The sequence below is a fragment of the Pseudomonas sp. AM4(2022) genome (genome assembly GCF_036346515.1).
GTDB classification, from domain to species: Bacteria; Pseudomonadota; Gammaproteobacteria; order Pseudomonadales; family Pseudomonadaceae; genus Aquipseudomonas; species Aquipseudomonas paracarnis.
In genome coordinates this window covers 185026-196676 of record NZ_JAOTNW010000010.1, presented here as the reverse complement: position 1 = coordinate 196676, position 11651 = coordinate 185026, and the positions used below count along the sequence as shown (strand labels likewise).

Sequence of the window (11651 nt, the reverse complement as noted above, 5' to 3'; positions counted from 1 at the left end):
CTTTGGCACAGTTCTTACGGGATTAAGTACATGCAGCTACGTAATTCGCCGGCCCGCTATGGTTGGGTCAGCATGGTTCTGCACTGGGGCGTAGCCCTGGTGGTGTTCGGTTTGTTTGCCTTGGGCCTGTGGATGGTCGGTCTTGATTACTACAGCGCCTGGCGCAAAGATGCGCCCGACTTGCACAAGAGCATTGGCATCACGCTGTTCGCCATCATGCTGTTGCGGATCGTCTGGCGCCTGGTCAGCCCGCCGCCGCCACCGCTGGCCAGCTATAGCCGCATGACGCGGATCGGTGCCGCATTTGGGCACGCGTTCCTTTATGTTGGGTTGTTTGCCGTGATGATTGCCGGTTACCTGATTTCCACCGCAGACGGTGTCGGTATCCCGGTGTTTGGCCTGTTTGAAATTCCTGCCGTGGTTTCCGGTCTACCGGACCAGGCAGATACCGCGGGTTGGGTGCACCTGTACCTGGCCTGGGTGTTGGTGGTCTTCGCCGGCTTGCACGGCGTGGCGGCACTGAAACACCATTTTATCGATCGTGATGCGACCCTGACGCGAATGCTGGGACGCAAAGCCTGATGTTCAACCTCGACTCACAAGGAATAGAAAGCATGTTGAAAAAAACACTCGCTGCACTGGCAATCGGTTCTGCTCTGCTGTCCGCAGGTTCGGCGATGGCCGCTGACTACGTGATCGACAAGGAAGGCCAGCACGCCTTCGTCGATTTCAAGGTCAGCCACCTGGGCTACAGCTACATCACCGGTACCTTCAAGGACCTGGACGGCAAGTTCAGCTTTGACGCGGCCAAGCCGGAAGACGCCAAGATTGAAATGAATGTCCGCACCGCCAGCGTGTTCTCCAACCACGCCGAGCGCGACAAGCACGTCAACGGCCCAGACTTCCTCGAGTCGGGCAAATTTCCTGACGCCAAGTTCGTCTCCACCAGCGTCAAGCCAACCGGCAAGAACGCCGCTGGCAAGCAGACTGCTGATGTAACGGGCGACCTGACCTTCCACGGCGTAACCAAGCCTATCGTGGTCAAGGCTACGTTCCTGGGTGAAGGCAAGGATCCATGGGGCGGCTACCGTGCCGGCTTTGAAGGCACCACTTCGATCAGCCGTAAAGAGTTCGTCCCCAAGGGCATGGACGTAGGTCCACAGTCCGACGTGGTTGAGCTGTACATTACCTTCGAAGGTGTGAAAGCGAAGTAATGCTTCGTATGTAGGAGCGAGCTTGCTCGCGAAGGCCGCAAGGGCACCGCGTTAAACCGGGATGCCCGCGTTATCGTTGACGACCTTCGCGAGCTAGCTCGCTCCTACAGGCAAAAAAAACCCGTATCTCGCGATACGGGTTTTTTTTATGCCTCGCGGTTGCGGGTCAGCAGCGCTGGTTTTTCACCACGAGGACGGCCTGGCAGTTGATCCAACTGCTCAGGTGTCGGGAAGCGATCAGCTTTCGACTCCTTGTGGATAATCTTCGGCGCCGGGCCACCACGCGGGTTTTGCACGGCTGGCTCGGACAGGCGAGGCTGATCGTCACGGGCCGGACGGCGGTTGTTGCTGCGCGAGTCTTCGCGACGGGCCTGGCCGTCACGCGGTGCGCCATTACGCGGGCCGCTGCGCTTGGCGGGCGGGGTACCTGTGGTACCGCCGCTGCTGTTGCGCGGGGCGTTCTGGCGACCGCCTTGTGGCTGGCCGCTACGTGGCGCACCTGCGCCCTGGGCCGGAGCCCCTGGACGACGGCCACGGCCCTGGGCCGGTTTGGCCTGGGGCACGTAATCGACGCGGTTACCGAAGTTATCGATATCGTCGTCGAGGAACTCGTCCGGCGCGCGGTCGGCAGCGGCACGTGGTGGCTGGCTCGGCTGGCGCTGTTCGCGGGCCGGGGTGCCTTCACGTGGCTTCTGCTCACGGGCCGGGCGTTCGCCACGGCTGCTGGTCGCGGATTTTTCCTTGCCCTTGTCCTTGCCTTTGTCGCGACGGCCACCGCCACCGCCACCGCCGTTCGGGCCATCGCCCTTCGGACCGCGTGGGTTGCGGGGGTTACGCACGTCCGGACGCTCGCGCGCTTCTGGCTTCTCGGCCTCCACGGCGCTGGCATCGAAGCCCATCAGGTCGCCGTCGGCGATTTTCTGCTTGGTCATGCGCTCGATGCTTTTCAGCAGTTTTTCTTCATCCGGCGCGACCAGCGAAATGGCCTCGCCCGAACGACCGGCACGGCCCGTACGGCCGATACGGTGCACATAGTCTTCATCGACGTTTGGCAGTTCGAAGTTGACCACGTGTGGCAGTTGGTCGATATCCAGGCCGCGCGCGGCGATATCGGTGGCGACCAGGATGCGCACGGTACCGGCCTTGAAGTCGGCCAGGGCTTTAGTGCGTGCGTTCTGGCTCTTGTTGCCATGGATGGCAACAGCGGTGAGACCGTGCTTGTCCAGGTACTCGGCCAGGCGGTTGGCGCCGTGCTTGGTGCGAGTGAACACCAGCACCTGTTCCCAGGCACCGTGAGTGATCAGGTGCGCCAGCAGCGAGCGCTTGTGGCTGGCGGCCAGGCGAAACACGCGTTGCTCGATACGCTCGACCGTGGTGTTCGGTGGCGTGACTTCGATGCGCTCCGGGTTGTGCAGCAGCTTGCCGGCCAGGGCAGTGATGTCCTGGGAGAACGTTGCCGAGAACAGCAGGTTCTGCCGTTTGGCCGGCAGGCGGGCGAGGACCTTTTTCACGTCATGGACAAAGCCCATGTCGAGCATGCGGTCGGCTTCGTCCAGCACGAGGATTTCCACGTGGGACAAATCGACGCTGCCTTGGCCGCACAGGTCGAGCAAGCGACCCGGGCAAGCTACCAGCACGTCGACGCCACGGGACATGGCCTGAACCTGTGGGTTCATGCCGACACCGCCGAAGATGCAGGCGCTGACGAACTTCAAGTCGCGGGCATACAGCTTGAAGCTGTCGTGCACCTGGGCGGCGAGTTCGCGGGTTGGGGTCAGGACCAGTACACGCGGTTGGCGCGGGCCGTGACGTTGGGATTTGTCCGGGTGACCGTTGGGAAACAACCGCTCCAGGATCGGGAGGGCGAAACCGCCGGTTTTACCAGTACCTGTCTGAGCCGCAACCATCAGGTCGCGACCTTGCAACACGGCGGGAATGGCCCGCTGTTGCACCGGAGTAGGCTCGGTATAGCCCGCTGCCTCGATGGCGCGGACTAAAGCCTCGGAGAGACCGAGGGAAGCAAAGGACATGAGTAATCCTGTTTTAGTTAGGGCTTGGCCCAAAGGGATAATCTTGCCGGGCGTGAATGGCGCTTAGGGGAGCGCAACCCCGTCCGGTCCTGCTGTGTCTGGCGGGCACTCCACCGGCTCGCGCGGGCTGCAAAGCTGCGCAGTAGCTGGGTTGGGTGCCGTTTTCAAGACCCGAGCGGCCGGGCGTAAGCCTGGCGGAAAGGCCGCAGTATAACAGAGCAATCACCGCGCGCTGCTTTCCTGCTGCTCAACGGCGTGTTCGGGGGCCGGTATTGGCACCGGTTGCTCGTGCATCCGGCCATATTTGGCGCTCAATGTGGCATAGGCGGGCTCTTGTTTGAAGCGCTTGAGCTCGGCGGCAAAGCGTTGCACCAGCAGATCCATGCCTGCGCCACGGCGTACCGCAAGGAATTGCTGCTGGCGGCTGACCACCACCGACGCCTGGCTGACTTTACCTTCCAGGCCCAGCGCCTTGATCACGTGGTGCCCCACGCGCCGGTCAGTCACTACCAGATCGACACGCCCCAACATGAGTTTGCCAAAATTGGCTTCATGGCTGGGGGCGGGTTCACGCTGGAAGGTGTTGGCCCCACTGAACACGTCGCCATAAAGGTAGCCCGGGGAAACGCCGACCGTCAGGCCACGCAGGTCGTCGAGCGTGGCGGCGGGGTGAGGGCGTTCGTTGGCATAGAACAAAACGAATTCGACTTCCGACAACGGCTCGCTGGGATAGAGCAGCGACGCGTCGCGCTCCTGGCTGTGAAAGATATCCAGCGCGCCGTCGGCGTGGCCCTGGTCGAGCATCGCCAGGCAGCGCTTCCAGGGCAGGAACTGCCATTGCACCTCCACCCCCAGGCGCTGGAACACGATCACTGTGGTTTCATAATCCAGGCCCGCCATGGTGCCGTTGTCTTCGTAGACATAGGGCGCCCAGGGTTCGGTGACAATGCGCAGTTTCTCGCCATGAGCGGCCAGGCTCAGGCAAGAAAACAACACAGCGGTCAACAGCTTGAAGAGGACGGGCATACCCTGAGGTTACGACGCTCCCTGAAGAAAGAGAAGCTCTGGCACGCGCATTGGCGGGCGGTCTTACTTTGCGGGAGCATTCAGCAGGTGTTCGTGGATCGCGGCGCGGCGCTCACCCAGAATCAGGCGCACCACGGGGTTGGCAAACCAGTGTTCCAACTGGTGGGCATCAACCGGGCGCTTCTGGCGTTCTTCCTGGTTTTGTCGGGCCTTGTCCCACCAAACCGGACCGCAGGCCTGGTCGAACTCGTTTTCGTGTTCGTAGCAGCCGTAGAGGATCTCGCGGATGAACTGTTGCTGGTGCTTGGGCAGCAGCAGGGTGATCAGCTTGTACATCAAGCGCTGAAAACGCGGCGGGCGCGGCAGGTGCGAGGAGACCTGACGCGTATCGGCCAGGGCCTGCGCACTGGTGGGGGCGCTGGCGTGCTTGGCGATCCACGCCTTGACCTTGGCCCGGAACAGCTGTTTGCGGCTCCAGTAATGGTGGATCAGGTCCGGGCACTCGCGCACCTTGACGGTACGGTAGGCGGCGATCGACAGGCAGAACTCTTCCAGGGTGTAGGCGCCCTGGGCGTGGGGGAACAGTTCATCCATCAACTCGATGGAGCGGTCGAGGATGTGCGCATCCTGTTGGGTCAGGCCCATGACGCCGGAGTTGAGGGTCATCATGTCATCGTCGGCTACGCCCATGTCCAGCAGACGCTGGCGCAGGGCGGTGTAGAGGATGCTTTCGTGGTTGTCGCCGTATTTGGTGTAGAAGGCGTTGCACAGCAGGGTGCCGGGCTGTACGCGTTCGAACAGGGCCATGGGCGAATGATGGAAGAAGGTGTCAGTGTCGATGAGCAGTGCCACCGGGGATTCTTGCAGCACCTGGCGCAGCACCACGTGTTTGGTGCGAAAGTGATAGCCGTGGGGCTCGCTCCAGCGTTTGCGGGTGGCCTCGTCCAACGGTCGGACGCGCACCGGCAGCAAGCGATAAGGCTCGGGGTTGTCGCTGAATACCTGAATGTCGATGTTCGCGTCCGGCGTGTCCTGCAGGAACGCCAGTGCGCTGGCGATGCTGAATACCGCTTCCTGATGGTAGGTGTCGGCGCCGAAGACCAGGTAGACCAGTTGCGGGCGGGACGTCGGGGGCACTGTATTCATGGACTGCGGGGTTCCGTGGGTAACGTAAAACGACAAAGGCCCTCGTCAGGACGAGGGCCTTGGCACAACTGGGCAAGCGTTAACGTGGCAGCTTGAGGTTGTTCCAGATGGCAAGGCTGGGTTCAGCCTGGTTCAGGGTATAGAAATGCAACCCTGGTGCACCACCTTGCAACAATTGCTCACACATCTCGGTGATGACCTGCTCGCCGAACGCCTGGATGCTTTTGACGTCATCGCCATAGGCTTCCAGTTGCTTGCGCACCCAGCGGGGGATCTCGGCGCCGCAGGCGTCGGAGAAGCGCGCCAACTTGCTGTAATTGGTGATCGGCATGATGCCCGGCACGATCGGGATATTCACGCCCATCGCCCGTACACGCTCGACGAAGTAGAAGTAGCTGTCGGAGTTGAAGAAATACTGGGTGATTGCGCTGTCGGCGCCGGCATTGGCCTTGCGCACGAAGTTCTGCAAATCGTCTTCGAAATTGCGCGCCTGGGGGTGCATCTCCGGGTAAGCGGCGACTTCGACATGGAAGTGATCGCCACTTTCTTCGCGGATGAAGCTCACCAGGTCGTTGGCGTAGCGCAGCTCACCGCTGGCCATGCCCATACCCGATGGCAGGTCGCCACGCAGGGCAACGATGCGCTTGATGCCGGCGGCTTTGTATTGGGTCAGCAGGCTACGCAGGTCGGCCTTGCTGTCGCCCACGCAGGACAAATGCGGAGCGGCGGGAACTTTGACTTCACTTTCCAGCTGCAACACGGTGTTGATCGTGCGATCACGGGTCGAGCCGCCAGCGCCGTAGGTGCAGGAGAAGAAGTCAGGGCTGAAGCTGGCCAACTGCTTGGCAGTCGCCATCAGTTTTTCATGCCCAGCATCGGTCTTGGTCGGGAAGAACTCGAAGCTGTAGCGACGGTCTTGGGACATGGTAATAACCCTATGAAACTCAGATACCGGAAGTCATGCACCGATTTAATGTGGGAGCGGGCTTGCTCGCGAATGCGGTGTGTCAGTCGCCGAATGTATGGGCTGATACACCGCATTCGCGAGCAAGCCCGCTCCCACACAAGCCCGCCCCCATAAAGAGAGCGGGCAGCAGGCAAATCAGTAGCGGTAAGCGTGCGGCTTGAACGGACCTTCAACCGTCACGCCGATGTAGTCGGCCTGGGTCTTGGTCAGTTGAGTCACCACGCCGCCGAAGCCGCGGACCATTTCCAGGGCCACTTCTTCGTCGAGTTTCTTGGGCAGTACTTCCACGGTCAGGCGCTCGGCTTTCTGGGCGGGCGACAGGTCGGCGTACTTCTGTTCGAACAGGAAGATCTGCGCCAGCACCTGGTTGGCGAACGAGCCATCCATGATGCGGCTTGGGTGACCAGTGGCGTTGCCCAGGTTCACCAGGCGGCCTTCGGCCAGCAGGATCAGGTAGTCATCGTTCTGTGGGTCGAAATCACCAGCGCCGGTACGGTGAACCTTGTGTACCTGCGGCTTCACTTCTTCCCATGCCCAGTTCTTGCGCATGAAAGCTGTGTCGATTTCATTGTCGAAGTGACCGATGTTGCAGACAACGGCGCGCTTCTTCAGGGCCTTGAGCATGTTCGCATCGCACACATTCACGTTACCGGTGGTGGTGACGATCAGGTCGATCTTGCCCAGCAGGGCTTTGTCGATGCTGGCTTCGGTGCCGTCGTTCTGGCCGTTGATGAACGGCGAAACCACTTCGAAACCGTCCATGCAGGCTTGCATGGCGCAGATCGGGTCAACTTCGGAGACCTTGACGATCATGCCTTCCTGACGCAGGGACTGGGACGAACCCTTGCCCACGTCACCGTAGCCGATCACCAGGGCTTGCTTGCCCGACAGCAGGTGGTCGGTGCCGCGCTTGATCGCATCGTTCAGGCTGTGACGGCAGCCGTACTTGTTGTCGTTCTTGCTCTTGGTCACCGAGTCGTTGACGTTGATGGCCGGGATTTTCAGCTCTCCCTTGGCCAGCATGTCCAGCAGGCGGTGTACGCCGGTGGTGGTCTCTTCGGTCACGCCGTGGACGCGATCGAGGATCTGCGGGTACTTCTTGTGCAGCAGCTCGGTGAGGTCGCCGCCGTCGTCCAGGATCATGTTGGCATCCCAAGGCGCGCCATCTTTGAGGATGGTTTGCTCCAGGCACCACTCGTACTCTTCTTCGGTCTCGCCTTTCCAGGCAAATACCGGGATACCGGCGGCTGCGATAGCGGCAGCGGCCTGGTCTTGAGTCGAGAAGATGTTGCACGACGACCAACGCACTTCGGCACCCAGGGCAACCAGGGTTTCGATCAGCACGGCAGTCTGGATGGTCATGTGGATGCAGCCGAGAATCTTCGCGCCCTTGAGCGGTTGCTCTGCGGCGTACTTGCGACGCAGGCCCATCAGGGCAGGCATTTCGGATTCGGCGATAAAGGTTTCGCGACGGCCCCAGGCAGCGAGGGACATATCGGCGACTTTGTAGTCATTGAAATCTGCAGGCGTCATTACAGCGCTCATAGAGAGCCTCCATTCGTAGTGTGCGAATGGGCGCCGTTGTGCGTTTTGTATCAGGCCAGGACAACCAGGCCGGACAACGCCCCATCCGAGCCTGACAGGTTGAACCTGCTGCAGCGCCCCTCGGACAGGTGGCGGGAGAACGGTATCAATCGAAGATGACCGTTTTGAAGCGGAGGCGATTATAGCCGTGTAAGCGGCACTTCCCAAGCCTTTCTGTCGGCGGCATGAAGATCGCTCATGGGGTTGATAGCTAATGGCTCATAGAGCTTGGGCCTGGGCTCTGCCATGATGTTGCCCATCATTTCGCAAGACGCTTTGGAGTGACCATGAACTTCCACACCCGCAAATGGGTAAAACCCGAAGACCTCAACCCCAACGGCACCCTGTTCGGCGGCAGCTTGCTGCGCTGGATCGACGAGGAAGCGGCCATCTACGCCATTGTCCAGCTCGGCAACCAGCGCGTGGTCACCAAGTACATCTCGGAAATCAACTTTGTCAGCGCCTCGCGCCAGGGCGATATCATCGAGCTGGGTATCACTGCCACCGAGTTCGGCCGTACCTCCATCACCCTGACCTGTGAAGTGCGCAACAAGATCACGCGCAAAAGCATCCTGACCGTAGAAAAAATGGTCTTCGTCAACCTGGGCGAAGACGGTTTGCCGGCGCCCCACGGCCGTACCGAAATCAAGTACGTGAAGGACCAGTTCAAGGACGACAGTCTTCCCGAGTAACAACCCGGTGGCCTGATTTGCTTTACCAAATCATTCCGCGTGGATCTATCTGAGGCTCTCTCATCACTCAGGCCTACATCCTGTAGAGAGAGCCTCGTGTATGAAAGTCTCCGGTTCTGTTGTAGAGAATCACCCCCCATCGCCGCAAATCAGCGACCAGGGCGCCAAGATGCCCTTGGTCAAAGGTGTGGGCGAGCGCAACCTGAGTATTTATCGTCACAGCGATGGGCGTGTGGAGGTGGTGCTGTCACCGCCACCGCCCGCTCACTTGGTGCTCAGTGGCGGTGGCGCCAAGGGCATCGCCTTTCCAGGCATGGTGCAGGCGCTTGAAGACGCCGACAAACTCAAAGGTGTGAAAGTGGTTTCCGGTTCTTCTGCCGGTGCGATTTCCGCAGCACTGCTCGCCAGCGGCATGGATGCCAAGGCCTTTACGCAACTGTCGAATAACCTTGACCTGCCCAGCTTGCTCAACAGCAAAGACCCGGTCACGTCTTGGTTGCAGGACGCCAGTTCCGAGCTCGGCAAGCTCGTCAGAAGCCTGCCCGGGCCGGTTGGAAATATCTCTCAACTGCTGCTGACGTTGCTGCCGCGCCTGCAAACCGAGGGGCAGCCGCTGGAAGACTTGATCCGCAACGAATCGCGTCAATCGATTCTCGCCCATATCGCCGGCATGCCCCCAGCCAACCGCCCGCCGGAAGTTACGGCAATTGCCGAACGGCTCAGCGCTGGCGGGGGGGCGACTTTTCGCGACTTGGAAGTGTTGAACCGGCATATTCCGGCGATCAAGCAACTGAACATCACCGGCACGGGCATGTTCGATGGCCGCCCGCAGTTAGTGGTGTTCAATGCCAACCTGACACCGGATATGGATATCGCCCGCGCCGCGCTTATTTCGGGTGCCCTGCCTGGGTTGTTCAAGAGCCCCACCGAGCAGGGGCACGGGTTCCAGGCAGCGTCGCAGGTCACGGCGTTTCAGGACGGCGGGTTGCTGCTCAATACCCCTGCCCCAGGTGTCATCGAGCGCTCGTTCCCGGAAAGCCCCCTGGGCAAGGACGAAGCGCTGATCGTCAAGTTCGAGTCTGACAAGGCATCAGCACCGCCCAGGAGTGGTGGTTTTTTCAGCTTTCTGGCCGACACGTTCACCGGCACGCCACACACCGCCGCTGAAACCTACCAGAATGACCGGCTCCAAGCGTTCTCGGAGCAAACGGTCACGTTGCCGCTGAACTCGGACAAAGGCGACTTTCGCGGCCTGCTCGGTGGTACCGTCAACTTCACCATGACCCCCGAGCAGAAACAGCATTTGCAGGCCCAGGCTCGCCAGGCGGTGTCAGGGCATCTGCAAAAGCGTGAACTGGAGCGTGAGCGTCATGAGTTCCCCTCGCTGAACGATGCCGTGATGGCGATGGATGATCAAATGCTCGCCAGCGTGCAAGTTGACCTGCAAAAGGACCCGGCCGGCGCCGAGGCGTTGCGCTTTCGCAAAGACGCACAGCAGGCGCTAAAGGCGTTGGACACTGCCATTGGCGAAGCTAATCAATCCGACACGTCGCTGGTCATTACGCCAAAAATAGCCTCGGCACTGCGCAACCTGGACGCCCTCGCCCGTAGACCCGAGGATATCGAATGGCTGGGCAAGCGCCTGAACGCGCCAGGGCAGCATCATTTTCAGCAACTGCTGCAGGTGGGCGCCAAACAAAGGGCGGGCAATGGCTCAGGCCTGTCCAAGGTGTTGAGCCGCGGTGTCACTGAAATGCAAAAACGCGATATCGGGGTGAAGGCAGAGAATTTTATCCGCGAAGTCATTTATCCCTCGCTATACCGTCCTGGTCAGCCGTCTGCCAACGTTGAGCTACTGCAACGCGCGGTGCGTGATTTGGGCGAGGCGACGAGGCCGGAAGAGTTCAATCGCGTGCTTGATGGCATCGTCAAACACTACCGGGCGCGCAATAAACCCTGGAGTAAACCCTTCAGCTCTACCACCGTGGAGCAGGCCAAGGCTTGGCGTATTCCGGTTTAGTTGCAGTGCCACTGAACAGCCATCGTCGCGGCGGGTCGTAGCTACAGGCACCCCTCGGACTCTGGTACATCATGGCCACTCAAGCAGACGGCAAGACCCCTAACCTGTCGCAGGAAGAGCAACAGGACGTCGATGACAACCAGCCACCTCGCGCGGCTGTATTACACGAAATTATCCGCACCCAAGGCGATCAGGAGCTAGAGCGCAGTGTGGCAGCGTTGTGGTGGTCGGCGCTGGCCGCCGGCCTGACCATGGGCTTGTCGCTGATGGGCATGGGCCTGCTCAATTCGCGCCTGCCGGACGGTGATGAATTCAAGGTCATCGCCAGCTTTGGCTATTGCGCAGGCTTCCTCGCGGTGATTCTTGCCCGTCAGCAGTTGTTTACCGAAAACACCCTGACCGCCGTGCTGCCGGTGATGAGCAAACCGACCCTGGCCAACGCCGGCCGCTTGTTACGGCTATGGACGGTGGTGCTGGTGGGCAACCTGTGTGGCACCTTGCTGGTGGCCTACGTGATGCTGCACCTGCCGATCTTCGATACCAAGACCGACCTGGCCTTCCTCGAGATCGGTCGCAAGGTCATGGAGAACGACCCCGCGCAGATGTTCGCCAAGGGCATCGTCTCCGGTTGGATGATCGCCACCATGGTCTGGATGATTCCGTCGATGGAGAGCGCCAAGCTGTGGATTATCATCCTGATCACCTACTTCATGGCACTGGGCGACTTCACCCATATCGTCGTCGGTTCAGCGGAAGTGTCCTACCTCGTGTTTGCCGGCGAGTTGCCGTGGAAGGATTTCTGGCTGGTCTTCGCCGGACCGACTCTGGCCGGCAACATCATCGGCGGTAGCTTCATCTTTGCGTTGATAAGCCATGCGCAGGTTCGCAGTGAGGCGTCCGTGCCTGCTGTTGCTCAATCTCACACACAGGCGAAGCCCCGTCAGGATAAGGGCAAAGTGTGACATTACCCTG

10 protein-coding genes and 1 riboswitch are annotated in these 11651 nt (G+C 60.5%); of the genes, 5 read left to right on the top strand and 5 right to left on the bottom strand.

The window, feature by feature from the left end:
• The first annotated feature begins 30 nt into the window (after positions 1-30).
• Positions 31-582: a cytochrome b gene (locus ODQ19_RS16090; protein ID WP_116667690.1), complete on the top strand. Its 552-nt coding sequence runs from the start codon at positions 31-33 to the stop codon at positions 580-582.
• Positions 583-614: 32 nt separating this feature from the next.
• Complete coding sequence (locus tag ODQ19_RS16085; protein WP_330210609.1) at positions 615-1214, top strand: YceI family protein; 600 nt, start codon at positions 615-617, stop codon at positions 1212-1214.
• Positions 1215-1360: 146 nt separating this feature from the next.
• Here the strand turns inward: ODQ19_RS16085 and ODQ19_RS16080 are convergent, their stop codons facing one another.
• The 5 genes from ODQ19_RS16080 to ahcY form a co-directional block, all read right to left on the bottom strand.
• Entirely contained in the window at positions 1361-3244 is a 1884-nt protein-coding gene (locus tag ODQ19_RS16080; RefSeq protein ID WP_330210608.1) for a DEAD/DEAH box helicase, read from the bottom strand.
• A 222-nt stretch (positions 3245-3466) separates the two neighbouring features.
• Positions 3467-4270: a substrate-binding periplasmic protein gene (locus ODQ19_RS16075; protein ID WP_330210607.1), complete on the bottom strand. Its 804-nt coding sequence runs from the start codon at positions 4268-4270 to the stop codon at positions 3467-3469.
• A 63-nt stretch (positions 4271-4333) separates the two neighbouring features.
• Positions 4334-5416 carry a hypothetical protein gene (locus ODQ19_RS16070; RefSeq protein WP_330210606.1) on the bottom strand — a complete coding sequence of 361 codons (1083 nt, stop codon included), beginning with the start codon at positions 5414-5416 and terminating at the stop codon, positions 4334-4336.
• Between the two features lie 79 nt (positions 5417-5495).
• Entirely contained in the window at positions 5496-6341 is an 846-nt protein-coding gene (gene metF, locus ODQ19_RS16065) for a methylenetetrahydrofolate reductase [NAD(P)H] (protein WP_330210605.1), read from the bottom strand.
• Positions 6342-6518: 177 nt separating this feature from the next.
• The gene (gene ahcY, locus ODQ19_RS16060) at positions 6519-7928 is read right to left on the bottom strand and encodes an adenosylhomocysteinase (RefSeq protein WP_034128916.1); all 1410 of its coding nucleotides are present in this window, start codon (positions 7926-7928) and stop codon (positions 6519-6521) included.
• 21 nt (positions 7929-7949) lie between these two features.
• Positions 7950-8056: riboswitch (S-adenosyl-L-homocysteine riboswitch) on the bottom strand.
• A 198-nt stretch (positions 8057-8254) separates the two neighbouring features.
• Here ahcY and ODQ19_RS16055 point away from each other — a divergent pair.
• The 3 genes from ODQ19_RS16055 (at position 8255) to ODQ19_RS16045 (ending at position 11641) form a co-directional block, all read left to right on the top strand.
• Positions 8255-8659 carry an acyl-CoA thioesterase gene (locus tag ODQ19_RS16055; RefSeq protein ID WP_003194988.1) on the top strand — a complete coding sequence of 135 codons (405 nt, stop codon included), beginning with the start codon at positions 8255-8257 and terminating at the stop codon, positions 8657-8659.
• A gap of 100 nt (positions 8660-8759) precedes the next feature.
• Positions 8760-10679: a patatin-like phospholipase family protein gene (locus tag ODQ19_RS16050; RefSeq protein WP_330210604.1), complete on the top strand. Its 1920-nt coding sequence runs from the start codon at positions 8760-8762 to the stop codon at positions 10677-10679.
• A 71-nt stretch (positions 10680-10750) separates the two neighbouring features.
• Positions 10751-11641 carry a formate/nitrite transporter family protein gene (locus ODQ19_RS16045; protein WP_330210603.1) on the top strand — a complete coding sequence of 297 codons (891 nt, stop codon included), beginning with the start codon at positions 10751-10753 and terminating at the stop codon, positions 11639-11641.
• Positions 11642-11651 lie beyond the last annotated feature (10 nt).

Bases quoted from the DNA above. Each gene is read 5' to 3' on its own strand.
- ODQ19_RS16090 (WP_116667690.1), top strand. From the start codon at position 31: ATGCAGCTACGTAATTCGCCGGCCCGCTATGGTTGGGTCAGCATGGTT.
- ODQ19_RS16085 (WP_330210609.1), top strand. From the start codon at position 615: ATGTTGAAAAAAACACTCGCTGCACTGGCAATCGGTTCTGCTCTGCTG.
- ODQ19_RS16080 (WP_330210608.1), bottom strand. From the start codon at position 3,244: ATGTCCTTTGCTTCCCTCGGTCTCTCCGAGGCTTTAGTCCGCGCCATC.
- ODQ19_RS16075 (WP_330210607.1), bottom strand. From the start codon at position 4,270: ATGCCCGTCCTCTTCAAGCTGTTGACCGCTGTGTTGTTTTCTTGCCTG.
- ODQ19_RS16070 (WP_330210606.1), bottom strand. From the start codon at position 5,416: ATGAATACAGTGCCCCCGACGTCCCGCCCGCAACTGGTCTACCTGGTC.
- metF (WP_330210605.1), bottom strand. From the start codon at position 6,341: ATGTCCCAAGACCGTCGCTACAGCTTCGAGTTCTTCCCGACCAAGACC.
- ahcY (WP_034128916.1), bottom strand. From the start codon at position 7,928: ATGAGCGCTGTAATGACGCCTGCAGATTTCAATGACTACAAAGTCGCC.
- ODQ19_RS16055 (WP_003194988.1), top strand. From the start codon at position 8,255: ATGAACTTCCACACCCGCAAATGGGTAAAACCCGAAGACCTCAACCCC.
- ODQ19_RS16050 (WP_330210604.1), top strand. From the start codon at position 8,760: ATGAAAGTCTCCGGTTCTGTTGTAGAGAATCACCCCCCATCGCCGCAA.
- ODQ19_RS16045 (WP_330210603.1), top strand. From the start codon at position 10,751: ATGGCCACTCAAGCAGACGGCAAGACCCCTAACCTGTCGCAGGAAGAG.